This is a genomic window from Exiguobacterium marinum DSM 16307 (genome assembly GCF_000620845.1).
GTDB lineage: Bacteria > Bacillota > Bacilli > Exiguobacteriales > Exiguobacteriaceae > Exiguobacterium > Exiguobacterium marinum.
The window spans coordinates 516,162-540,951 of the sequence record NZ_KK211189.1 but is presented as its reverse complement, the minus strand read 5'-3'; the positions used below and the strand labels follow the sequence as shown (position 1 = coordinate 540,951).

Below are 24,790 nucleotides of genomic sequence, written 5' to 3'. Positions count from 1 at the left end.
GGGGCCGACCTCCCTTTTCGCCTTATTCCTCTTCCGTAACAGTCGGTTGAACGACTTGTTCTAACGCCGATGTTGCGTTCGGGATGTTGTCGTCATCTTCATCTTTCATTTCGACTTCTTCATCATCCGCTGACATCATCTTGACTTCCATACCGAGCGCTTGAAGCTCTTTGATCAAGACGCGGAATGATTCAGGAACGCCCGCTTTTGGAACGCTCTCGCCTTTCACGATGGCCTCATATGCTTTCACACGACCGACCGTGTCATCCGACTTGATTGTCAAGATTTCTTGGAGCGTGTAGGCTGCACCGTACGCTTCAAGAGCCCAAACTTCCATCTCTCCGAAGCGCTGACCACCGAACTGTGCTTTACCACCGAGCGGTTGTTGCGTAACGAGTGAGTATGGTCCTGTCGAACGAGCGTGAAGTTTATCATCAACCATGTGCGCGAGTTTGATCATGTACATGACACCGACAGAGACGCGGTTATCGAACGGTTCACCCGTACGACCATCATAGAGACGCGTTTTCGCATCTTTATCCATACCAGCCTCTTCAATCGTTGCCCATACGTCTTCCTCACGCGCTCCATCGAATACAGGTGTTGCCACTTTGATGCCGAGCTTCTTCGCTGCCATTCCAAGGTGGAGTTCAAGTACCTGACCGATGTTCATACGCGATGGTACCCCAAGCGGGTTGAGCATGATGTCAACCGGTGTACCGTCTGGCATGTATGGCATATCTTCTTCAGGGAGGATCCGCGAGATAACACCTTTGTTACCGTGACGTCCCGCCATCTTATCCCCTTCGTGAATCTTACGTTTTTGAACGATATAGACACGTACCATTTGGTTGACGCCTGGAGACAACTCGTCGCCGTTTTCACGGTCGAACACTTTGACATCCAAGATGATTCCATCTCCACCGTTTGGTACACGAAGTGACGTATCACGTACTTCACGTGCCTTCTCACCGAAGATTGCGTGCAAGAGACGTTCTTCCGCCGTCAATTCCGTAACGCCCTTAGGTGTTACTTTACCGACGAGGATATCGCCATCCTTGACTTCAGCTCCGATACGGATAATTCCGCGATCGTCCAAGTTACGAAGTGCGTCATCTCCGACGTTTGGAATATCACGTGTGATTTCCTCTGGTCCAAGTTTCGTGTCGCGTGACTCTGACTCGTACTCTTCGATATGAATCGACGTGTACACGTCATCTTTCACGAGACGCTCACTCATGATGATCGCATCCTCATAGTTGTAACCATCCCATGTCATGAAGGCAACGACAACGTTACGGCCAAGCGCGAGCTCACCCATATCCATCGACGGACCGTCCGCAAGGATTTCTCCTTTTTCGACACGATCGCCAGCTGCGATGATTGGTTTTTGGTTATAGCATGTTCCTTGGTTAGAACGGACATATTTTTGAAGTTTGTAACGGTCCAAATCACCTGAAACCTCAGAACCGTTTACGTCAGACATACGACGGATCAAGATTTCACGCGCTGTGACGCGTTCAACGACACCTGGGTATTTCGCAACAATTGCTGCACCAGAGTCTTTCGCAGACACATACTCCATTCCAGTACCGACAATCGGCGAATCTGGTTGAAGAAGTGGTACTGCTTGACGTTGCATGTTCGCTCCCATGAGGGCACGGTTCGAGTCATCGTTCTCAAGGAACGGGATACATGCTGTCGCAGCAGAAACAACCTGTTTCGGCGATACGTCCATGTAGTCCACTCGGCTTGGCTCGACTGACAAGTTTTGTCCGCGGAAACGGCAAAGAACTTGTTCGTCTGCAAAGTGACCATCCTCTGTGAGCGGCATGTTTGCCTGTGCGACGACGTAGAGATCTTCCTCATCGGCCGTCATATATTGAATTTCACTTGTGACAAGACCTGTTTCCGGGTCGACACGGCGATATGGTGCTTCGATGAAACCGTACTCGTTCACTTTCGCATAAGACGAAAGTGAGTTGATGAGTCCGATGTTCGGGCCCTCTGGCGTTTCGATTGGACACATCCGACCGTAGTGGGAATAGTGAACGTCTCGAACTTCGAAACCAGCACGCTCACGTGTCAAACCACCCGGTCCAAGTGCAGAGAGACGACGTTTGTGCGTAAGCTCTGCGAGCGGGTTCGTTTGGTCCATGAACTGTGACAATTGCGAGCTACCGAAGAACTCTTTAAGCGATGCGATAACCGGGCGGATGTTAATGAGCGCCTGAGGTGTAATCGCATTTTGATCTTGAATCGACATACGTTCTTTTACAACACGTTCCATACGAGAAAGCCCGATCCGGAATTGATTTTGGAGAAGTTCTCCGACTGAACGAAGACGACGGTTTCCTAAATGGTCGATGTCATCTGTTGTTCCGACTTCGTGAAGTAAGTTAAAGAAGTAGTTGATTGAAGCGATAATATCAGCCGGCGTAACATGTTTGATACTGCGGTCGATATTGCCATTTCCGATGATGTTCAAGATACGCTCTCCATCTGGGTCATCTGGTGAGATGACTTTGATTGATTGAAGACCGAACGGTTCGCCTTCAGCGACGCCGCCAGTCGGTTCCGCATCGACATAACCGAGGCCGCTCTCCAAATGTGGGAGGATACGATCTAAGTTGCGACGGTCGAGGACTGTTCCAGCTTCAGCGAGTACTTCGCCTGTTTCCGGGTCCACGAGCGTTTCCGCTAATTTTTGACCGAATAAACGGTTCTTAAGATGAAGTTTCTTGTTCATCTTATAGCGACCAACGTTCGCTAAGTCATAACGTTTCGGGTCGAAGAAACGTGATACGAGAAGTGATTTCGCGTTTTCTACAGTTGGTGGTTCACCAGGGCGTAGACGCTCGTAAATCTCGATCAACGCTTTCTCTGTAGACTCTGTATTATCTTTTTCAAGGGTGTTACGAAGATATTCGTCATCACCGAGAAGGTCGATAATTTCTTGGTCCGTACCGAATCCGAGGGCACGCAACAACACCGTTACCGGAATTTTGCGGGTACGGTCGATACGAACATAAACGATATCTTTGGCATCTGTTTCAAGTTCGAGCCAAGCACCACGGTTCGGGATGACGGTTGCGCCAAATCCACGTTTACCATTTTTATCGAGTTTAGCGTTGTAATACACGCTCGGTGAACGGACAAGCTGGGAAACGATGACGCGTTCTGCACCATTAATAATAAATGTTCCCGATTCTGTCATGAGCGGGAAATCTCCCATGAACACTTCTTGTTCTTTGAGCTCACCTGTCTCTTTGTTTTGGAGACGTACTTTTACGCGAAGTGGCGCAGAATAAGTAACGTCGCGCTCCTTCGATTCATCGATCGAATACTTCGGCTCACTGAGCGAGTAATCGATGAACTCCAACACGAGGTTTCCTGTGAAGTCGGAAATCGGTGAAATGTCTGTGAACATTTCCTTCAATCCTTCACGCAAGAACCACTCATAAGAAGCAGTTTGAATTTCAATCAAATTCGGAAGCTCTAAAACCTCACTGATACGGGCAAAGCTTCTTCTCTGACGGTGACGACCGTACTGAACAAGTTGACCAGTCAACTGATTCACCTCTCAGACCCCCAATTCTTTAGCGAATTTTTCGGGCGTAATAATCGAACATTGTCATTGAATGTCGCTCGTTTTCCGTCTCTAAAAAGCAGCAGACACGGCAGTTTCAAGCGAATTCCATTCCAATGGCATTTTATAATGTTAGCATATACGTTATAGCGAGTCAACAAGACTTCACCGTTTGTCAAGACCGAATTGCTCGGAAAATAAAGTAACCCTTCTCTTTCGCGACCGTTTCGACTTGACTAAACACCTCTTCTAATAACTTTTTAGCAGAAGGCGCTCCTTGTTTCTTTTGAATGACGACATAAATTGCTCCTCCATCGACCAAATGCGCATGTGCTTCACGCAAAATCGTATGGACGACTTGTTTTCCCGCACGAATCGGCGGATTGGTGACAATGGCGGCAAACCGTTCTCCCCCCACCGCGTCATACGCGTGAGAAAGCCGTGTTTCGACCGTCACTCCATTACGGGCGGCGTTTTGCTCAGAGAGCGCCAGCGCACGCTCATTTACATCAATGAGCAATGCTTCACGCCCAGAGGCATCGGCAAGCGAGATCCCCATCGGACCATAGCCGCAGCCTACGTCTAAAATGCGTCCTGACACCTCAGGTACTTCAAACGATTCAATTAAAAGACGTGACCCAAAATCGACCGATCCTTTCGAGAACACACCGCGGTCCGAAGTGAAATGATACTGTTTCCCTCGTAACTCATACGTCCATGTCTCCGGGGCACTTTCCGAACGTGGATCGTTCGTATAGTAATGATCTCCCATGCGTCGAACCTCCTAACCCATTCTTCAAGGAAATAAAAGAAGCTCGCCATGGCGAGCTTCTATAGGTTGTGAAGTTGAATTACTTAACTTCAACAGATGCGCCAGCTTCTTCAAGCTTAGCTTTGATTGAATCAGCGTCTTCTTTAGAAACGCCTTCTTTGACTGGAGCCGGAGTTCCGTCAACGAGTCCTTTTGCTTCTTTAAGACCGAGGCCTGTGATTTCACGAACAGCTTTGATGACGTTGATTTTACCAGCGCCAGCGTTTGTGAGGATTACGTCGAATTCAGTTTGCTCTTCAGCTGCTGCGCCTGCGCCAGCACCTGCAACTGCTACTGGAGCTGCTGCTGATACGCCGAATTCTTCTTCGATTGTTTTTACGAGTTCGTTAAGTTCGAGAACCGTCATTGATTTGAGGTCTTCGATGAATTGCTCTTTGTTGAAAGCCATTATGGTTTTCCTCCTTTGATGTTGTAAAAAGTTTTTAAGTTACGCTACGCGACAAAAATTAAGCTGATTGCTCTTCTTTTTGTTCTGCGATTGCATTTGTTGCGACTGCGAGCCCACGGATTGGAGCTTGAAGTACGCTGAGAAGCATCGAGAGAAGACCATCGCGTGATGGAAGTTCTGCAAGGGCTTTGATTTCTTCGAGTGAAGTCACTTTGCCTTCGATGATACCGCCTTTAAGTTCGAGCGCTTTGTGATCTTTCGAGAAGTCATTCAAGATCTTCGCTGGAGCAATAACGTCTTCGTTTGAGAAGGCGATTGCTGTAGGACCAGTGAAGACTTCGTCAAGACCTTCGAAGTTCGACTGAATAGCTGCGCGGCGAAGAAGACCGTTCTTGTAAACTTTGAACTCAATTCCAGCGTCACGGAGTGATTTACGGAGTGTAGTCACTTCTTCAACTGTAAGTCCGCGGTAGTCAACAACAACTGTTCCCACGCTCGCTTGCATTTTTTCAGCGATTTCATCGACGAGTGCCGATTTCTGAGCTACGATTTTTTCGTTTGCCATGTGTTTGCACCTCCTAGTCAATTCTTATACCGGACGAGAGGCTGCTCTCCAAAAGAAATCCCTCGTATGAAGACATACGAGGGCGTAATTGTTTGAAAGTAAACCTGTGACAACAGGCTCAAGTTCGAGCAAAGACACCTCGGAAGGGTTTACGGACCGATGTCCACCTTCTGTCTACGGTAATCCAACATATTCGGTTGAACGTGTATTACTTTATCAGCGGTGTCACACGTTGTCAACAATTTATTTCAACAAAATTACTTAAGGAAATCCGCAGTCGCTACACGGATCCCAGGACCCATTGTAGATGAAAGCGCGATGTTTTTAAGGTAAGTTCCTTTTGCAGTAGCAGGCTTCACTTTCATGAGTGTTTCGAGAATTGTCTCGATGTTCTCAGAGAGTTTAGATGCTTCAAATGATTTCTTACCAACTGGAACGTGGATGTTACCAGCTTTATCAACACGGTATTCAACTTTACCAGCTTTGATGTCCGCGATTGCTTTTTCTACATCAAAAGTAACTGTTCCTGTTTTCGGGTTAGGCATGAGGCCTTTAGGTCCGAGAACACGACCGAGTTTACCAACTTCACCCATCATGTCAGGTGTCGCAACGATGACATCGAAGTCGAACCATCCTTGTTGGATTTTGTTGATGTACTCAGCGTCACCAACGTAGTCTGCTCCAGCAGCTTCCGCTTCTTTCACTTTCTCACCTTTAGCGAAGACGAGAACTTTTTGTGTTTTACCAGTACCGTGTGGAAGTACAACGGCACCACGGATTTGTTGGTCTGCTTTCTTCGGATCTACGCCGAGACGGACAGCAACTTCGATTGTTTCATCGAATTTAGCAGTAGCTGTTTTTTGAACGAGCTCGACAGCTTCGGCGAGGTCGTATGACTTCGTGCGGTCAACAAGCTTAGCTACTTCTTGGTGTTTTTTACCCATGATCTTTTCCTCCTTGTGGTTAGCGGAATTTCCTCCCACATAATGAAGGGATTGAAGGTGAGCAGTATTCACCGACAACCCCAGAGACTATCAATTAGTCTTCGATTACAATACCCATACTACGTGCAGTACCTTCAACCATAAGCATCGCTGTTTCTACAGATGATGCGTTAAGGTCAGGCATTTTAAGTTCAGCGATTTCGCGAACTTTGTCACGCTTAACCGTTGCTACTTTCTTACGGTTTGGTTCACCAGAACCACTCTCGATACCAGCAGCTTTCTTCAAGAGAACTGCAGCTGGTGGAGTTTTCGTAATGAATGTAAACGAACGATCTTCGTATACCGTGATGACTACAGGAATAATCAATCCGGCTTGGTCTTGTGTACGAGCGTTGAACTCTTTACAGAATCCCATGATGTTAACACCTGCTTGTCCAAGTGCTGGACCTACCGGTGGAGCTGGGTTAGCTTTACCAGCTGGGATTTGAAGTTTAACGAGTTTAGAAACTTTTTTCGCCACGAGACACACCTCCTTAAGTCTAAAATGTGGTTTCTTGGACGTTGTGCGCCCTCCCACTCAATCTATTAGGTCGAGTTTGTACCGAAATAAAGCACAACATCAAACATTTCCGATTGTACCATCCGTTTTACGGATTAGCAAGTGGGTTTAGTTAATTTTCTGAACTTGTTCGAAATCAAGCTCAATTTTTGTTTCGCGACCGAACATATCGACCACGACTTTGAGCTTCTCTTTGTCAGCTTCGATTTCGTCAATCGTACCTTCAAAGTTCTCGAACGCGCCTTCTTTCACACGGACAAGGTCACCGAGTTCGTAATTGTAACGATCTTTCTTCTCGATGAGTCCCATTTGCGACAAGACATTTGTCACTTCATCCGGTTGAAGCGGGATCGGCTTGGCCCCACCGCCGGTTGAACCGAGGAAGCCGGTGACGTTAGGCGTGTTGCGGACAACATACCATGAATCGTCAGTCATGACCATCTCTACGAACACATAGCCCGGGAAGTTTTTGACTTCACGCTCTTTGATTTTCTTCTCGCCACTCTTTAATGTGACTTCTTCTTGTGTCGTTTCAGTCGGGACGAGGACGCGGAAAATTTTATCTTCCATGTTCATCGAACCGATTCGACGTTCTAGGTTTTCTTTGACGTTATTCTCAAAACCTGAGTACGTCTGGACAACAAACCATTGTTTCTCCACGGCTTTCACCTCTTCCTTAGTTAATCAATAAATTGACGAGATAGCTGACTCCAGTATCTACGCCGAACACGAACAGGCCAATCACGACAACGGTCGCGATGACGGTAATGGTATATTTCGTGAGTTCTTTACGAGTAGGCCAACTCGTTTTCTTCAACTCTTTCCATACGTCGCGCAAAAAGTTCATGGTAGCTTCCTCCTACATTGAATGCCAATCTACGTTACTTTGATTCCCGATGCATCGTATGCGCATTACAGCGGCGACAAAACTTTTTCATTTCAAGTCGTGTCGACACACCATCTTTCTTTGTCGTCGAATACTCTCGAGACCCGCATTCTGAACAAGCGAGACTTACTTTCTTTGCCATTCATAAGCGCCCCTTTCGACTACTCTCTCTTAAAAAAGAGCGAAAAAAAAACGCCTCCTGTAAATGGCGTCTACGGACAAGGCGCTACTTTTAAAGTATCACATAGGAGGCACGCGGTCAATAATCGGTTAGCTTGTAAGCGTCCGAACATCGACATGGCGTTCAAATTTCTTCTTCACACGCTGTAACGCATTATCAATTGATTTGACATGACGATCCAAGTCGTCTGAAATCTCTTGATAAGAACGTCCGTCTAAATAAAGACGCAATACTTTCCGCTCCAAGTCACTTAAAATTTCTTCCATCTTCTCTTCCATGAACGTTTGCTCTTCCTGTGTCACAATCAATTCCTGAGGGTCGGTAGGATGTGGAGGCAAGATAACATCAAGCAATGTTCGATCGGATTCTTCATCAAAAATCGGTTTATCGAGCGAAACGTATGAATTGAGCGGAATGTGCTTTTGACGTGTCGCCGTCTTGATTGCAGTAATCATCTGACGTGTGATGCACATTTCAGCAAAGCTTTTGAATGACGCGAGCCGTTCGTCTTTGTAGTCACGCACCCCTTTGTAAAGACCGATCATGCCTTCTTGGACGATGTCCTCATGATCTGCCCCAATCAAAAAGTATGAGCGCGCCTTCGCCCGCACAAAATACCGGTATCGTTCAATCAAAAACTCAAGCGCATCGCTATCCCCTTCGTTTCGCGCCAATAAGACCAACTCTTCGTCTGACATTTTTTCAAACTGTTCGTACGGCCATCCGTTCATGCTCGTTCCCCCCCGGCGATTGATCCTGAACTATGTAAGGTTTTGCCCCATTATAGGACGCCCTACTCCTATGCGTCAAACAAATTTCTAAAAATTCCGTCAATTGAATAATGTGTAACTCATATATGTAATAGTATACAACATTCCTTTGCAAAAAAATGTCAAAATCGAAACAAAGACGAGTCCATTCCATGAACTCGCCCGTGATTTCAGTCACCTTTTGATTTACGTCGTCGCATTTCTTCAAAGCGCGCTTGAATGTGCGGAGGAATATCGATTGTCTTTCGATTGGATTGTTCCTTTTCTAACGACATCCGTTGTTGCTCAATCAGTGTTTTCGCATGCTTCCAATCTTTTAACAGTTCGGTCGCAGGAACGCGTAATGCACCTTGGCCAAAAATAACCCATTGCTCGGTGAAATCGTTTGTCGCAACGAATAATGTCACGAGTCGGTCATCGACCAATTCATGCGCTCGTCGCTCAATCCATTCGTCAGCTGTCTCATTTTCTTTCGTATAAATGACATCGACACGACTGCGCTTCTCTTTTGCTTCACGACCATACCGCATATGAGCATCAAACACGATTGTGACCTCTTTGCCGGATACAGCTTGATATTCTGCCATCGCTTCAATCAAGAGGTTGCGCGCCTGATCAAAATCTACATCGCGCAAACTTCTTAAATGTGGCCACGCTCCGATAATGTTATATCCATCTACAAGAAGGAGCTCGCGTTTTAGAATACTCATGCTAACGGGTGGCGTGAGCGATGCACTTCGTACAGAAGGAGCGCTGCTGCAACAGATGCGTTGAGTGACGTGACATGACCGACCATCGGTAAATGGACGAGGAAGTCACACGATTCACGCACGAGTCGGCTCATCCCCTTGCCTTCACTTCCGATGACCACGACAAGCGGCATATTTCCATCTAATCGACGATAGTCCTGACTCTCTTTCGCATCGGTCCCGACGACCCATAGTCCTTTTTCCTTCAATTCTTCAAGCGTTCGCGTCAAATTCGTCACGCGCGCAACTGGAATATACTCAATCGCCCCAGTCGACGCTTTGGCGACCGTTTGGGTCAAACCAACCGAACGGCGTTTTGGAATAATGATTCCGTGTGCCCCGATTGCATCTGCCGTCCGTAAAATCGAACCTAGATTATGCGGGTCCTCTAGCTCATCCAACAGGATGATGAGCGGTGTTTCCTCTTTTGAAGCAGCAAGTGCAAACATATCCTCAATCGTTTTGTATTCATAAGCCGCTACGGCTGCAACGACACCTTGGTGATGCTCACTGCCTGCCATCTTCTCGAGTTTCGTTTTGGGTACGAAAGAAACTTGAACTGATGCTTCATTCGCCATCGCAATGATTTGGGCGAGCGGGCCTTTTTGTTGCCCTTCCATAATAAACACTTTGTTCATGTCACGGCCGCTTCGAAGTGCTTCGAGTACGGGATTTCGGCCATAAAGGAAGTCAATCCCTTCCTCCATCACGTCCACTTCTTTATAATCCGGACGCTCGGCTTTCTGGCGACGTGCACGTTCTGGTCGTTCACCACGAGGGCGGTCAAATGTTCGTTTCTCCGCTCCCCGCTTTCCGTCATGTCGATTCGAACGATTCGGCTTCGAGTCGTTCGAACGCTTGTTTGATGAGTTCTTCAAGACGATCCCTTCTTTCTGTCAAATAGATATATCCAATCAACGCCTCGAACGCTGTGGAGTAACGATAAGTGTGAACATCAACCCGCTTCGGGATTGATCCTGACTTCGCATTCTTACCACGTCTGACGATGGCTTGCTCTTCTTCCGTCAATAAGTCCATTTCTAGCCAATGGGTCACGACGCTCGCCTGTGCCCGTGCATTGACGTAGCGGACCGCGCCCCGGTGTAAATCGTTCGGGCGCGTCAATCCTTTCTCGAGCAACCGTTTCCGTACGGCCAATTCATATACCACGTCCCCCATGTAGGCTAGGGCGAGGGCATTCATTTGTTTCGGTTGCATCATAACCGCTTCCACCGAACCCCTTGGGCCGTGTCTTCGAGTTGGATGTTTTGTTCTTTTAGTAAATCACGAATCTCGTCGGCTCGGGCAAAATTACGTGCCGCCCGTGCATCATTTCGTTCTTGAATCAATCGGTCAATCTCGGCATCCAGTAGTTCTTTTTCTTCTGCCAACGTCAAACCGAGCACACCCGTCAATTCATCGAATAGTGAAAGAACCTGCTCGAGTGTCGCTTTTGCCACATGGTCCGCTTTCGCATAAATGTTTGCTTCTCGTGCTAAGTCAAATAAGACCGTCACAGCGTTTGCTGTATTGATGTCATCATCCATCGACTCAATGAAAGCCGTCTTGATCGATTCAAGTTTCCGTTCCATCGACTCGCTCGGTTCCCCGAGTCCGGCTGTTACCGATAAGCGGTATTCAATATTTTGATACGCTTCTTTAATTCGGTCCCACCCGTTCGCCGCTTGTTCAATCAATTCACGGCTATAGTTGATGGGATGACGGTAATGAACAGACAACATGAAGAAACGTAGTACCATCGGATCGACTTCCTTCAGTGCTTCATGGACGAGGAGGAAGTTTCCGAGTGACTTAGACATCTTCTCGTTTTCAATATTGATGAACCCGTTATGCAACCAATAGTTGGCGAACTTCGCATGGTTGCACGCTTCCGATTGGGCAATCTCGTTCTCGTGGTGTGGGAATTTTAAATCATGCCCACCCGCATGGATGTCGATCGTTGCCCCGAGATGTTTTTTCGCCATCGCCGAGCATTCGATATGCCAGCCCGGACGACCTTTGCCCCATGGACTATTCCATGATGGTTCATCCGGCTTAGCCGCTTTCCACAAGACAAAGTCGAGCGGGTCTTCTTTCTTTTCCCCGACATCGACGCGTGAGCCTGCCCGCAAATCTTCAATCGATTGCTGACTTAGTTTCCCGTATGTTTCAAACTTCTTCGTCCGGAAATAGACATCGCCTTCGGATTCATAAGCGAACCCTTCCGTCTCTAACTGACGAATGAACTCGATAATCTCTTCCATTGTATCGGTAACACGTGGATGTACGTCCGCAGGTTGCACGTTAAGGGCTCCTGTATCCGCTAAATATGCGTCAATGTAACGATTCGTCAACGTTTCGGTGTCTTCACCTAATTCGTTGGCGGTACGAATGATTTTGTCGTCCACGTCCGTGAAGTTCAAGACGTATTTCACCTCATACCCACAATACGTCAAATAGCGACGAACTGTATCGAAGGCAATCGCCGGACGGGCATTGCCGACATGGATATAGTTATAGACGGTTGGTCCACAAACATACATCGATACTTTACCCGGAACAAGCGGGACAAACGGTTCTTTTTTATTCGTGAGACTGTTGTACAGCTGAATCATGTGTCTTCTCCTCCATTCGCTTTTCAAGCGTCTCTAATTTATGTTGAAGTTCTGCCACAGCATTTTCAAGACGTTCTTGGCATTCGCGGTCCGGATCAGGCAGGCGGTGATCTAAGTCGTGTTGTTTCACACGTTTGCCGTTTCGAATAACGACCCGACCCGGAATCCCGACCACAGTCGAATCAGACGGTACATCATTCAAGACGACGGAACTTGCCCCGATTTTGACGCAATCGCCAATCGTGATGTTTCCAAGCACTTTTGCCCCGGCTGAAATGAGGACGTCACTTCCAATCGTCGGGTGTCGCTTCCCTTTTTCTTTCCCGGTTCCACCGAGTGTGACGCCTTGATAAATCGTCACGTCATTTCCGATAATGGCTGTCTCTCCGATGACGACGCCGAAACCGTGATCGATAAATACCCGGTTACCGACAACTGCGCCAGGATGAATTTCAATCCCGGTCACCCAGCGACTGAACTGGGCTAATAACTTAGCCACTAGCTTCACGTTTCGTTTCCATAATCCGTGTGCGATGCGATGTGCCCAAATAGCGTGCAATCCTGGATACGTCATTGCGACCTCCACTTTTGATCGAGCGGCAGGGTCTAGTTCCAGGACAGTCCGCAAGTCTTCGCGTACACTGCTCCAAAATCCCATAATCGATATCTCCTTTTCTTATACAAAAACAAAGACGCCCCTGTGCCAAGGCACAGAGACGCCGTAAGCGCGGTTCCACTCTGTTTGGGAAAAGTGTTCCCCTCTCAAATCCCGTTAACGCCGAGTCACGGCCTCGACTACATATCGCCGAGACGGCTCCGAGGTGCACTTCTTCGGGGGACACATCTAGAACTCCCAGCCTAGGTCCTAGTCTCTGCAACGTGTCGTACCGCTTACTTTCCTCATCGATGCCTTTATTACGCTAATAAAGTTGTCAGACGCTTCAATACACGCTCTTTTCCAATTAATGAAATGGCGTTCGGGAGTTCTGGCCCATGTGTTTGTCCTGTCGTGGCGACACGGATCGGCATGAACAAGTTCTTTCCTTTTTGACCGGTAGCTTTTTGAGTCGCTTTCGTCGCCGCTTTAATCGCTTCCGGTGTGAAGTCTTCGATTCCTTCGAGTTGCTGTTTGAACTCTGCAAGAACAGCAGGTACCGTTTCACCTGAAAGGACAACATTCGCTTCCTCGTCATACTCGATTTCATCTTTGAAGAACAAGTCTGTCAACGCGACAATCTCTGCCCCGTGCGTCATTTGTTCTTTATACAATGCGATCAAGTTTGTCGCCCAATCCGCTTCCTCGACAGATACCGCCTCGGGTAATCGTCCTGCTTCTTGTAAGAATGGTAAACTGAGTGCCACCACTTCGTCAAGCGTGGCCTTCTTCATGTATACACTGTTGATCCAAGAAAGTTTTTGTTGGTCAAACACAGCCGGACTCTTCGACAATCGGTTCGCATCAAACATTTGAATGAACTCTTCTTTTGAGAAAATTTCTTCTTCCCCGACTGGTGACCAGCCAAGAAGAGAAATGAAGTTGAAGAGCGCCTCAGGCAAGTAACCGAGATCGGCATACTGTTCGATGAACTGGATAATCGATTCGTCACGTTTTGACAACTTCTTGTGTTGGTCGTTATATATGAGGGTCATGTGACCAAACTCCGGATACTCCCAACCGAGCGCATCATATACCATCATCTGTTTTGGTGTGTTTGCGATGTGGTCATCCCCACGCAATACGTGACTGATGTTCATCAAATGATCATCTACGACAACAGCGAAGTTGTATGTTGGAATCCCATCTTGTTTCACGATGACCCAATCTCCAAAGTCTTTCGATTCAAAGGAGACGTCTCCTTTAACGACATCCGTCCACTTATACGTCACGCCTTCTGGCACCCGAATTCGAATCGATGGCTTGCGGCCTTCCGCTTCAAATGCTTCACGTTCTTCGGCAGTGAGGTTACGGTGCGCACCCGAGTAACGCGGTGCCTCTCCACGAGCGATTTGAGCTTCACGCTCCGCTTCGAGCTCTTCAGATGTCATGTAACATTTATAAGCAAGACCTTTGCTCATCAACTCATTGACATATTTCTCATAAATCGCAAGACGCTCCATTTGGTAATATGGACCGTAGTCGCCGTCACGGCCTGGACCTTCATCCCAGTCGATGCCAAGCCATTCTAAGTACTTCATTTGACTTTCGACACCGTTCAACACGTTCCGTTTTTGGTCAGTATCTTCAATTCGAAGAATCAATTTCCCGCCTGCATGGCGAGCAAATAAGTAGTTAAACAACGCAGTCCGCGCATTTCCGATATGGAGATGCCCCGTCGGACTAGGCGCATAGCGTACACGCACTTCACTCATAATAGTTCCACCTTTCTTCTCTTCTGCCCAAATAGTATACCATTTCTGTCAAGCCCGGTTGAGTAAGATGACCGCCTGTGCTGCGATTCCTTCTTCTCGTCCAGTGAAGCCGAGCTTCTCCGTCGTCGTCGCTTTCACGTTTACCTGTTCAATATCCGCTTCAAGAAGATCTGCGATGACCGCGCGCATCTCATCAATGTAGGGGCGCAATTTCGGACGTTGTGCCATGACCGTCGCATCCACATTTCCGAGGACATACCCCTCGTCTTTCACAAGTTGCCATACGTGGCGAAGTAACACTTTCGAATCCGCATCTTTGAATTCGGAATCTGTATCAGGAAAATGCTTCCCGATATCGCCTGCCGCAATCGCTCCGAGCGCCGCATCGGCAATCGTATGGAGCAACACATCCGCATCAGAATGACCGAGAAGTCCACGCTCATGTGGGATGTCGATTCCACCTAATATTAACGGACGTCCTTCCGCAAATGCATGTACATCAAACCCTTGACCAATTCTCATTGTAAATCCCCCTTCGCTAAAATCGCATCGCCAAACAGTAAATCCTCTGGTGTCGTCATCTTAATATTATGGTAATCTCCAGGGACCACTTGCACCGTTTCACCGAGCCATTCGAATAAACTGGCATCATCCGTTCCTAGCACCTGTCGTTCTACTGCTTTTTCATGCGCTGATAAAATCGCCTTGGCCTGAAAAGCTTGCGGTGTTTGTGCCAACCACAAGTTTTCACGGGGCACGGTTTGTTCGATTTGGTGACGCTCCACTTGTTTGACCGTATCCTTGACCGGTACCGCTAAAATAGCTCCACCTTGTAACGCAGCTTCCGCCACTTGATGTAGCTGTTCGCGTTTCACAAACGGACGAGCGCCATCATGAATCATCACAATCGTGTCCGTTTCAACAACAAGCAGTCCTGCGTAGACACTCTGTTGTCGTTCTTCTCCGCCAATTACATATGTAATCGGCGTATCGATATGTGCCATCATCGCTTCAAACCAGTCACGTTCCTCTGGACGAATCGCTAAAACGATATGTTCACACCATGGATCGGTATCGAACACTTGTAACGTCCATGCGATAATCGGCTTGCCTCGTAACGACAACATGAGTTTGTTCGCATCTGCTCCCATCCGCTTCCCTCTTCCCGCAGCCGGGATGACGACTGTATAAGCTACCATGTAAACACCTCTCTTCGTGAAAAAAGAGAGCGCTCCCGCGTCTCTTTTTTGTTCATTATTCCGGACGTGCAAAAATCATTCGACCTGCAGACGTCTGTAAGACACTCGTCACGACGACAGGAAGCGTCTTCGAAATCAACTTCCGTCCACCTTCCACGACAACCATCGTCCCATCTTCAAGATAGGCGACGCCTTGATTTTGCTCTTTTCCTTCTTTAATGACTGTCACGACCATCTCTTCGCCAGGAATGACGATTTGTTTGACGGCATTCGCTAAGTCATTGATATTCAATACCGGGACATTCCGTACTTCACACACTTTGTTTAAGTTATAGTCATTCGTGACAACAATACCATTTTTAAGTTCAGCCAATTTGATTAATTTGATATCGACTTCCGGTACATCTTCAAAGTCGCCATCATAAATTTCAACTTGGATGCGCTTGTTCTCCTGCAGTTCTTTTAAAATGTCGAGACCCCGACGACCACGATTTCGTTTTAATGTATCCGAAGAGTCGGCGATGTATTGGAGCTCTCCGATCACAAATTGCGGAACAATCAATGTCCCTTCCACGAATCCAGTCGTCGCAATATCCGCGATCCGACCGTCGATGATGACGCTCGTATCCAAGATTTTATCGTTAGAACGTTGAACCGGTTCAGCCGCCGGCTTCTCCCGTTCGCTCTTCACAAATAGTTTAATCCATTCGTTACGCTTCCGATAGCCGACCGCGAAACCAAAGTAACCAAACAGTGCCGTGACAAAAATCGGGACGATTTTACTCAGTAAGAAAATATTCGTGACTTCAAGCGATACACTGATCAAAAAGGCGATCAAGAGCCCGATGATAAGACCGATCGAACCGAATAAGATATCTCCCACCGGTAAACGGACGAGCCGTTCTTCGACAAAACGAATAAATGCAACAACACCATCTGTTAAGAATAAACTAAGAATGAAGAAGATAAGTCCACCAATCAAACTTGCTACGTATGGAATCGTTAACCACTCCGGCACATTCATGCCAAGGTCTGCTAATAAAAGCGTCGCTTCGATGATTCCGAACCAACCCACGACGAGTCCAATCAAAATAAATCCGATTCGTACAGCAATCTTCACTCATTCCACCTCCTTTTATATGAAATAAAATTTCAAAAAATAACACTTTCATTGTAACACGATTTTTTAATCACGTTCGTTACAAAGCGTTACAAACTGCCAGTGGCGACCCATCAAAATGGAATCGCCAACTGGAGTGCTTCATCCACTGTTCCGACACCGACCACCTCAATCCCTGCCGGAGCGGTCCATCCACCCATATTATTTTTCGGGATGATGGCCCTTGTAAACCCTAACTTTGCCGCCTCGGCAACACGTTGTTCTATTCGTGATACGCGCCGCACTTCTCCCGTCAATCCGACTTCTCCGATGCAGACATCCGTCGGCCGAGTCGGGCGATCGCGAAAACTAGAGGCGATTGAAATACAAATCGCAAGGTCAATCGCCGGTTCATCCAATTTGACACCACCGGCCGCTTTCAAATAAGCATCCTGTGTTTGAAGCAGAAGACCGGATCGTTTCTCGAGCACGGCCATGAGAAGCGCGACCCGATTTTGATCGATTCCCGTCGCCATTCGTCTCGGGTTCCCGAATGAGGTAGGGGAGATAAGTGCCTGCAGTTCGACGAGCACCGTCCGTGTCCCTTCCATCGAAGCAACGACCGTAGAGCCGGATACCCCTGCGGTTCGCTCTTCTAAAAAGATTTCGGACGGGTTGAGGACTTCTTCTAACCCACTCTCTTTCATCTCGAAAATCCCAATTTCATTCGTTGAACCAAACCGATTCTTCACCGCCCGCAAAATACGGAATGTATGATGACGTTCGCCTTCAAAGTAAAGCACCGCATCTACCATGTGTTCGAGTAAGCGCGGTCCTGCAATCGACCCTTGTTTCGTCACGTGTCCGACAATGAAGACAGCAATCCCTCGCGTTTTCGCAATCTTCATGAGCGCCGCCGTACATTCTCGTACTTGTGACACACTGCCCGGAGCAGATTGAATCTCATCCATATACACCGTCTGAATCGAGTCGATGATGACAAACCCCGGCTGTTCTTCATCGATGACCCGTTCAATCATCAGCATGTCTGTCTCCGCGAGCACGAACAAGTCTTCGGTCGGTAAGCCGAGTCGTTCCGCGCGCAGTTTCGTTTGTTTGAGCGACTCTTCACCCGAAATATATAACACTTTTTTGCCGCTATGGGCTAAATGGGCACTGACTTGTAGCAAAATCGTCGACTTTCCGATTCCTGGGTCACCCCCGACTAAGACAAGGGAACCCGGGACGATTCCTCCACCGAGCACACGGTCAAATTCACGACTATTCGTGTGCACACGCGTCTCTTCTTGTGAGACGACGTTTGATAGACGTTCCGGTTTCAATTGTCGAGACGAACTATGGACAAATGCTGCACCGCGTTTGGCTTTCTTTTCTTCCACAAATTCTTCCACAAGCGTATTCCATTCATTACAACCTGGACAGCGCCCCATCCACTTCGCTGATTCATATCCACACGATTGGCAGACGTATTTCGTTTTAATTTTGGCCATAAGCTTCCTTCCTGTCTAAAAAAGGCTCCCTCATGAACAGTGAGGGAGCTGAATGATTTACTGAACGACACCTTCGTTACGAACGACAAACTCTCCATCTTGTACGTCGAGCGCAACTTTACTACCTTTGGTAATCGTACCACCGAGCATTGCTTCTGAGAGACGGTCTTCCACTTCTCGCTGAAGAGCACGACGGAGGGGACGGGCCCCGTATTCCGGATCGTAGCCGACTTCGGCAATCTTCTCGAGCGCCGCATCTGTCATGCTGAAATCAACACCCTGTTCGGCGAGACGTTTCTTAAGTGTCTCAGCCATAAGTTTGATGATTTCTTGGATGTGCTCTTTTTGAAGTGAATGGAAGACTGTGATTTCGTCAATTCGGTTCAAGAACTCAGGTCGGAACGCTTTTTTCAATTCCTCGAGCACTTTGTCTTTCATTTCCGTATACTCACGTTTCACATCATCTTCGACTGTGAATCCGACATATTTATTTCGTTGAAGCGCTGCTGCCCCGACGTTTGATGTCATGATGATGACGGTATTTCGGAAGTCGACCGTGCGACCTTTTGAGTCCGTCAAGCGACCGTCGTCTAGCACTTGAAGTAAGATGTTAAATACTTCAGGGTGTGCTTTCTCAATCTCGTCAAGAAGAATGACCGAATATGGTTTCCGGCGTACTTTCTCGGTTAATTGACCACCTTCTTCGTAACCAACATAGCCCGGAGGCGAACCGACGAGACGACTTGTCGCATGTTTCTCCATGTACTCTGACATATCGATTCGAATAATCGCATCTTCATCGCCAAACATCGCTTCGGCAACTGCGCGGGCGAGCTCGGTTTTCCCGACTCCGGTCGGTCCGAGGAAGATGAACGAACCGATTGGACGTTTCGGATCTTTCAATCCGGCACGGGCACGACGGATAGCACGAGAAATCGATTTCACTGCATCGTCTTGACCGATGACACGATTGTGAAGAATCGATTCGAGTTTGAGGAGACGGTCCGTCTCTTCTTCGGCAATCTTTGTGACCGGTACTCCTGTCCAGTTTGCGACAACTTGAGCGATATCTTCTTTCGTCACTTCAAGTTTTTCGTTCCCTTGCTTATTCTGCCACTCTGCTTTCAATTCTTCTAATTCATCACGTAATTTTTGCTCCGTATCGCGAAGGGACGCTGCTTTTTCAAACTCTTGGCTTTGAACAGCAGAGTCTTTTTCTTTACGAATCGACTCGAGGCGCGATTCCAACTCTTTCAAGTTCGGCGGCGCTGTGAAAGAACGAAGTCGTACTTTTGATGCGGCTTCATCGACGAGGTCAATCGCCTTGTCCGGTAAGAAGCGATCCGAAATATAACGGTCAGAAAGGACGACCGCCTCATGAATGGCTGTGTCTGTAATCGTTACACGGTGGTGTGCCTCATAGCGGTCGCGTAAACCGAGAAGGATTTGCTCAGCCTCTTCTGCCGTCGGCTCGTTCACTTGAATTGGTTGGAAACGTCGTTCAAGTGCTGCATCTTTCTCGATATACTTCCGGTACTCGTCGAGTGTTGTCGCCCCGATACATTGAAGTTCACCACGGGCCAGTGACGGTTTGAGGATGTTCGACGCATCAATCGCGCCTTCAGCGCCTCCTGCACCAATCAATGTATGCAATTCATCGATGAAGAGAATGACGTTTCCAGCCTGGCGAATCTCATCCATGACCTTTTTCAAACGATCTTCGAACTCACCACGATATTTTGTACCGGCCACGAGCGTACCCATGTCGAGTACCATGACTCGTTTGTTACGAAGTGTCTCAGGGACTTCGTTGTTGATGATTTGTTGAGCAAGGCCTTCGACTACCGCGGTCTTCCCGACACCCGGCTCACCAATAAGAACCGGGTTGTTCTTTGTCCGACGAGACAAGACTTCGATAACACGTTGAATCTCACCTGCGCGTCCAATCACCGGATCTAAACGTGATTCTCTGGCTTGTTGCGTCAAGTCGCGTGCCAACCCATCAAGCGTTGGTGTTGCAGCGCTTGCGCCTGGTTGCGAAGCATTTGAAGAAGACTCAGTATTCCCGAGGAGCTGCAGTACTTGTTGACGTGCTTTCGTCAAACTGATTCCTAGGTTATTGAGGACGCGCGCTGCGACACCTTCCCCCTCACGAATCAATCCGAGAAGGATGTGTTCCGTTCCGACGTATGAATGTCCTAATTTTCTTGCTTCATCCATCGAGAGTTCAATGACTTTTTTCGCACGTGGTGTGTAGTGAATCGTCGATCCGTTCTCAGAACCACGTCCAATCAATGACTCGACTTCTTGTTGAATCTTTTCAGATGTCAGTCCTAGTGCGAAGAGTGCTTTCGCCGCAATCCCTTCTCCTTCCCGAACCAATCCTAATAAAATATGTTCTGTACCAATATTATGATGGCCAAGACGTACGGCTTCCTCTTGTGCTAAAGCTAATACGCGCTGTGCTCGCTCTGTAAATCGTCCAAACATCATTGACAAAACCTCCTTATAGTTGGATCAAACTAAGCCTTGATCTAACGTTCGACGAACGAGTGTCGCTCGTTCTCGATCCCGCTCTTGCGTAGATAATGTTTTCCCGAAATGTTTTTGTAGAAAACCTGATTGTAACCGAACAATCAACTCGTGAAACTTCGGCGGGCTCCAATCAGACAAAATTCCAAGGTCACTTGCTAAATGTAAATCAGATAGTCGTTCAACTGCTTCAGTGGAAGAGAGTAATTTAGCATATCGTAATATACCATATGACCGATAAAATCGATCTTCTAACTCTTCCTGTCGATTCGCAATGAGTTCTTCACGCGCATGGCGTTCTGCCTGAATCACTTGTTCTGTCACTTCCATAAAGTCAGCCAACAGTTGTGATTCATGACTACCTAGTGTCCGTTGATTCGACAGCTGGAACAAGCGTCCGGCTGCATCGCTTCCTTCACCATAACGACCGCGAATCGTATAACCGAGTTTTCGAAGTTCCCGTAAAATCGGACCAATCCGACCCGTTAGCGTGAGTCCCGGTAAGTGTAACATGACCGAAGCTCGGAGTCCTGTTCCGATATTGCTTGGACATGTCGTCAAATAGCCTAACTGTTCATCAAAAGCATAAGAAAGTGACTCCGCGCATAATGCGTCTGCTTGTTTCGCTAATTCGAACGCCGCTTTCACTTGATAGCCGGGAAGCAACGTTTGAATTCGCAGATGGTCTTCCTCGTTGATTAGTACACTGATGGTTTCATCTTCACTTAAGAAGACCGCACTTTCTTCATTAGTAGCAACAGCCGGGCTAATCAAATGTTTCTCCATTAACGCTTGTCGTGTCACTTCATCATAATCACGCATATGAAGATATTCAAATCCCTTCAACCCGCGTAGACGTCCCTCTAAACGATCGCAAAGTTGACGTTCTCCTTCTTTAGAAAGGGCCGGTGAAAACACGGTGTCTTTGACGTTACGTGCCAGTCGGATTCTTGTGGAGACGACCAAATCATCAAGTTTGGCACGTTCTTTCATTTTTGGACCGAGTGGATGTGTTAGGAAAGGTTCCATTAGCCATCTCCCTGCCCTTCTAATTGCTTCATTTCTTTTTGAATACGTGCTGCCCGTTCATAATCTTCTTGTTCGACAGCACGGGTCAACTCCCCTGCTAACTTTTCAAGCCGCTCCTCAATCCGTTCATACGGTGTTCGTAGATGGTCAGGAATCGAACCGATATGACGATCGTGTCCTTGTTGATATTGACGGGTGATTTTTATCAGTTCATCCCGGAATACGGTATAACACGTAGCGCACCCTGCTTTTCTTACACGCAATAAGTCTTGGCGGGTCATCTGACAAGTCGGACAACGCTTCACGACCGGGACATAACCCGTCATGAGTTCTACCGTACATTGTCGACATAAGTGTCTTTTCACAGGTACATCTTGTTCCATGACAACGACTTCATTGACAGCCGGTCGCTGTTTACAACGTTCGCATAACATACGACTTATCCTCCATTACGGTAACGAAGTACTTTCATTAGTGCCAGTAACTGTTGACGTCGGATAAAGAAGCGATCGTCAACCTGTAAGTTTAACGCTTCATCTGATAAGAGATGATAAATCAACTGAGCTTCTTGCTCGTGCAACATTTGTTCTTCCACTAATCGAACAAGAACATTTTCGACGAGCTGTTCATTCAGACGTGGATGCTCAAGAATGACATCCATCAAACTAGAGAGGAGATCTTGCTTTTCATGCAAAGTGACGCGTCGAATGCGAATATATCCGCCACCGCCACGTTTACTTTCTACTAAATATCCTTTTTCGACGGTAAAACGTGTGTTGATGACATAATTGATTTGGGATGGGACACATTCGAATCGTTGCGCGATATCTTGACGTTTAATTTCAATCGCATTCGCCTGACTTTCTTTCAACACTTGCTTCAAATACTGTTCAATGACATCCGAAATATTTCTCATCTCCACCACCCTCTGACCATCTTTGACTTTTGACTATATTTTATCATTGATTTAAAAAAAGGCAAATGAAAAGAGGCTGGGACATAACCCAGTAGATTTATAAGAAAGAGGCCCCCGTGAGCGACTTGTTCGCTCGCGGGGGCCTCTTGTCATTTTTATGGGTTCGTGCACGCATTTCGGACTAAACAGATAGGGGCGACCTCTGATAAAGTTAAAGTGACCAAACCATAACTTTGGAGGTGCCCCTATGTACAAAGAGTATACCATGAACCAATTGGTTTTGCCCCTAGATTTAGAAGTCCGGCTGCAGGAAAACGATATCGCCTTCGCCGTCCATGACCTCGTCGAACAGATCCCGGACGAGGCATTCGAACCGTTCTGGCGAACGACGGGCTGCCCGGCCTATCACCCGCGCATGATGATGAAAATCGTCCTCTGCGCCTACACACAGTCCGCGTTCTCAGGACGAAAGATCGAGGGCCTTCTCAAGGACAGCCTACGGATGATGTGGCTCGCCCAGGGCCACGAGCCGAGTTATCGGACGATCAACCGTTTCCGTGTCCATCCGGCCGTTTCCCCGATCCTGAAGGAGGCTTTCGTCGCCTTCCGGTGCCATCTCGTCGAGACCGGCGCAATCGATGAGGAGGCGATCTTCATCGACGGCACGAAAATCGAGGCGAACGCCAACCGCTACACCTTCGTCTGGCGCAGGGCGGTCGAAAAACACCACGCCGCGCTCGTCGAGAAGTCGAACCAGATGTACGACGAGCTGATGGCCGACCAGGTCATCCCTGAGATCGAACGGGAGAGCCCGGACGCGCTCACGGCCCAAGAGCTGGAACAAATCGCAGCGCGACTCGAGGAAACGATCGAGTCCATCAACGAGGAGATCAGCTCAACGACGGACGTCGAGGAACGGAAACGATTGCGTGCGGAACGTAAGAAGCCCCGCCATCTCCGCAAACAGGCTGCCGACTTCGCGGCCCGGAAACGTCGATACGAGGAACACATGGCCACCTTCGGCACACGCAACAGCTATTCGAAGACCGACCGTGACGCGACGTTCATGCGGATGAAAGAGGATCACATGAAGAACGGTCAACTGAAACCTGGCTACAACGTCCAAATCGCAACCGAAGGTCAGTACACGCTCGCCTATGACGTCTATCCGAACCCGACCGACACGAAAACGTTGATCCCGTTCCTCGACGAGATCGAAACCTTCCTCGACCTGCCCGCCTACATCGTCGCCGATGCCGGGTACGGGAGCCAACAGAACTACACGGACATCCTCGAGCGCCGAGGGCGCCAACCTTTGATCCCGCACACGATGTACCGGAAGGAACAGAAGAAGAAATGGCGCGACGACCCGTTCAACCTCGCGAACTGGGCATATGACGAGGGGACCGACACGTTCACGTGTCCGGACGGAAGAAAGCTTCCGTTCAGTCACGAGTCCCACCGAACCGACCGTGACGGCTTCATCCGTGATTTTCGTGTGTACGCGTGCGAGAGCTGCGTCGATTGCCCGTTCCGAGAGCTGTGCACGAAAGCCGAGGAAGGGAGACACCGCCAGGTCAGCGTGAACGGGACCTGGGAAGAACAAAAGAATATGACGAGAACGCTGCTTTCGGATGAGAAAACCGGTGCCGTCTATGCCCGACGCAAGACGGACGTGGAACCAGTTTTTGGATATCTGAAGGCCAATTTGGGTTTCACCCGCTTCTCCGTAAGGGGGAAACAGCGTGTGAAATGTGAGCTCGGCTTCGCCCTCATGGCGGTGAACCTACGAAAGTTCATCGCCAATGGCATCGGCGGAAGTACAAAGAAGGGGTCCGGCCACCGAAAATCGGTGACCGGACCCCTCTTTTTATCAAAATCTCTAAAACCGGCTAGTTATGTCCCAGCCTCTAATATACAAAAGGACGACCGAGCGTTATGCTCGGTCGTCCTCTGCGTTGTTGCCTGGCAACGTCCTATCCTCACAGGGGGAGATCCCCCAACTACTTTCGGCGCTGAGACGCTTAACTTCCGTGTTCGGCATGGGAACGGGTGT

The 24,790-nt window shown here is 48.1% G+C and carries 24 protein-coding genes, 1 pseudogene and 3 other annotated features; of the genes and pseudogenes, 1 reads left to right on the top strand and 24 read right to left on the bottom strand.

Features of this window, described 5'->3' with window-relative positions:
• Window positions 1-22: 22 nt before the first annotated feature.
• The 24 genes from rpoB to P400_RS0103000 form a co-directional block, all read right to left on the bottom strand.
• Window positions 23-3,571, bottom strand: coding sequence for a DNA-directed RNA polymerase subunit beta (gene rpoB, locus P400_RS0103115; protein WP_026824825.1), 3,549 nt, complete (start codon window positions 3,569-3,571; stop codon window positions 23-25).
• A 193-nt stretch (window positions 3,572-3,764) separates the two neighbouring features.
• Complete coding sequence (locus P400_RS0103110) at window positions 3,765-4,361, bottom strand: class I SAM-dependent methyltransferase (RefSeq protein ID WP_026824824.1); 597 nt, start codon at window positions 4,359-4,361, stop codon at window positions 3,765-3,767.
• 79 nt (window positions 4,362-4,440) lie between these two features.
• Window positions 4,441-4,809, bottom strand: coding sequence for a 50S ribosomal protein L7/L12 (gene rplL / locus P400_RS0103105; protein ID WP_026824823.1), 369 nt, complete (start codon window positions 4,807-4,809; stop codon window positions 4,441-4,443).
• 58 nt (window positions 4,810-4,867) lie between these two features.
• Window positions 4,868-5,374, bottom strand: coding sequence for a 50S ribosomal protein L10 (gene rplJ / locus P400_RS0103100; protein ID WP_026824822.1), 507 nt, complete (start codon window positions 5,372-5,374; stop codon window positions 4,868-4,870).
• A gap of 44 nt (window positions 5,375-5,418) precedes the next feature.
• Window positions 5,419-5,572, bottom strand: a sequence feature (ribosomal protein L10 leader region).
• Window positions 5,573-5,631: 59 nt separating this feature from the next.
• A complete protein-coding gene (rplA, locus tag P400_RS0103095; RefSeq protein WP_026824821.1) occupies window positions 5,632-6,318 on the bottom strand; it encodes a 50S ribosomal protein L1 in 687 nt (228 codons plus the stop codon).
• 94 nt (window positions 6,319-6,412) lie between these two features.
• Window positions 6,413-6,838: a 50S ribosomal protein L11 gene (gene rplK, locus P400_RS0103090; protein ID WP_012727690.1), complete on the bottom strand. Its 426-nt coding sequence runs from the start codon at window positions 6,836-6,838 to the stop codon at window positions 6,413-6,415.
• Between the two features lie 147 nt (window positions 6,839-6,985).
• The gene (nusG, locus tag P400_RS0103085) at window positions 6,986-7,537 is read right to left on the bottom strand and encodes a transcription termination/antitermination protein NusG (protein ID WP_026824820.1); all 552 of its coding nucleotides are present in this window, start codon (window positions 7,535-7,537) and stop codon (window positions 6,986-6,988) included.
• 16 nt (window positions 7,538-7,553) lie between these two features.
• A complete protein-coding gene (secE, locus tag P400_RS0103080; RefSeq protein ID WP_012727692.1) occupies window positions 7,554-7,724 on the bottom strand; it encodes a preprotein translocase subunit SecE in 171 nt (56 codons plus the stop codon).
• A gap of 34 nt (window positions 7,725-7,758) precedes the next feature.
• Entirely contained in the window at window positions 7,759-7,905 is a 147-nt protein-coding gene (rpmG, locus tag P400_RS0103075) for a 50S ribosomal protein L33 (RefSeq protein WP_026824819.1), read from the bottom strand.
• A 128-nt stretch (window positions 7,906-8,033) separates the two neighbouring features.
• Window positions 8,034-8,675 carry an RNA polymerase sporulation sigma factor SigH gene (sigH, locus tag P400_RS0103070; protein WP_026824818.1) on the bottom strand — a complete coding sequence of 214 codons (642 nt, stop codon included), beginning with the start codon at window positions 8,673-8,675 and terminating at the stop codon, window positions 8,034-8,036.
• 209 nt (window positions 8,676-8,884) lie between these two features.
• Window positions 8,885-9,424, bottom strand: coding sequence for an NYN domain-containing protein (locus tag P400_RS0103065; protein WP_026824817.1), 540 nt, complete (start codon window positions 9,422-9,424; stop codon window positions 8,885-8,887).
• The gene (gene rlmB, locus P400_RS0103060) at window positions 9,421-10,170 is read right to left on the bottom strand and encodes a 23S rRNA (guanosine(2251)-2'-O)-methyltransferase RlmB (protein ID WP_026824816.1); all 750 of its coding nucleotides are present in this window, start codon (window positions 10,168-10,170) and stop codon (window positions 9,421-9,423) included. Before rlmB ends, P400_RS0103065 begins: the two co-directional genes overlap by 4 nt.
• Window positions 10,171-10,279: 109 nt before the next feature.
• Window positions 10,280-10,684: a Mini-ribonuclease 3 gene (locus tag P400_RS0103055; RefSeq protein ID WP_026824815.1), complete on the bottom strand. Its 405-nt coding sequence runs from the start codon at window positions 10,682-10,684 to the stop codon at window positions 10,280-10,282.
• Window positions 10,681-12,078, bottom strand: coding sequence for a cysteine--tRNA ligase (cysS, locus tag P400_RS0103050; protein ID WP_026824814.1), 1,398 nt, complete (start codon window positions 12,076-12,078; stop codon window positions 10,681-10,683). Before cysS ends, P400_RS0103055 begins: the two co-directional genes overlap by 4 nt.
• Window positions 12,047-12,736, bottom strand: a complete 690-nt coding sequence (gene cysE, locus P400_RS0103045) for a serine O-acetyltransferase (protein ID WP_026824813.1) — start codon at window positions 12,734-12,736, stop codon at window positions 12,047-12,049. Before cysE ends, cysS begins: the two co-directional genes overlap by 32 nt.
• A 51-nt stretch (window positions 12,737-12,787) precedes the next feature.
• Window positions 12,788-12,994: a binding site (T-box leader), on the bottom strand.
• Window positions 12,994-14,451, bottom strand: a complete 1,458-nt coding sequence (gene gltX / locus P400_RS0103040; protein ID WP_200868291.1) for a glutamate--tRNA ligase — start codon at window positions 14,449-14,451, stop codon at window positions 12,994-12,996. It overlaps the preceding feature by 1 nt.
• Before the next feature lie 45 nt (window positions 14,452-14,496).
• The gene (ispF, locus tag P400_RS0103035) at window positions 14,497-14,970 is read right to left on the bottom strand and encodes a 2-C-methyl-D-erythritol 2,4-cyclodiphosphate synthase (protein ID WP_026824811.1); all 474 of its coding nucleotides are present in this window, start codon (window positions 14,968-14,970) and stop codon (window positions 14,497-14,499) included.
• Window positions 14,967-15,647 (bottom strand): 2-C-methyl-D-erythritol 4-phosphate cytidylyltransferase, encoded by a 681-nt coding sequence (gene ispD / locus P400_RS0103030; RefSeq protein WP_026824810.1) that lies wholly within the window; start codon window positions 15,645-15,647, stop codon window positions 14,967-14,969. Before ispD ends, ispF begins: the two co-directional genes overlap by 4 nt.
• Window positions 15,648-15,702: 55 nt before the next feature.
• A complete protein-coding gene (locus P400_RS0103025) occupies window positions 15,703-16,767 on the bottom strand; it encodes a PIN/TRAM domain-containing protein (RefSeq protein ID WP_012727703.1) in 1,065 nt (354 codons plus the stop codon).
• A gap of 113 nt (window positions 16,768-16,880) precedes the next feature.
• Window positions 16,881-18,257: a DNA repair protein RadA gene (gene radA, locus P400_RS0103020; protein ID WP_026824809.1), complete on the bottom strand. Its 1,377-nt coding sequence runs from the start codon at window positions 18,255-18,257 to the stop codon at window positions 16,881-16,883.
• A 57-nt stretch (window positions 18,258-18,314) separates the two neighbouring features.
• Window positions 18,315-20,750: an ATP-dependent Clp protease ATP-binding subunit gene (locus P400_RS0103015; protein WP_026824808.1), complete on the bottom strand. Its 2,436-nt coding sequence runs from the start codon at window positions 20,748-20,750 to the stop codon at window positions 18,315-18,317.
• A gap of 24 nt (window positions 20,751-20,774) precedes the next feature.
• The gene (locus tag P400_RS0103010; RefSeq protein WP_026824807.1) at window positions 20,775-21,818 is read right to left on the bottom strand and encodes a protein arginine kinase; all 1,044 of its coding nucleotides are present in this window, start codon (window positions 21,816-21,818) and stop codon (window positions 20,775-20,777) included.
• Window positions 21,818-22,252 (bottom strand): UvrB/UvrC motif-containing protein, encoded by a 435-nt coding sequence (locus P400_RS0103005; RefSeq protein WP_026824806.1) that lies wholly within the window; start codon window positions 22,250-22,252, stop codon window positions 21,818-21,820. Before P400_RS0103005 ends, P400_RS0103010 begins: the two co-directional genes overlap by 1 nt.
• 5 nt (window positions 22,253-22,257) lie before the next feature.
• A complete protein-coding gene (locus tag P400_RS0103000) occupies window positions 22,258-22,734 on the bottom strand; it encodes a CtsR family transcriptional regulator (protein WP_026824805.1) in 477 nt (158 codons plus the stop codon).
• 247 nt (window positions 22,735-22,981) lie between these two features.
• On the opposite strand from P400_RS0103000, the pseudogene P400_RS15325 reads away from it, so the two are divergent.
• Window positions 22,982-24,538 (top strand): annotated as a pseudogene (locus P400_RS15325) (IS1182 family transposase); the annotation flags it as partial.
• Between the two features lie 169 nt (window positions 24,539-24,707).
• Window positions 24,708-24,790, bottom strand: a sequence feature (5S ribosomal RNA rRNA prediction is too short).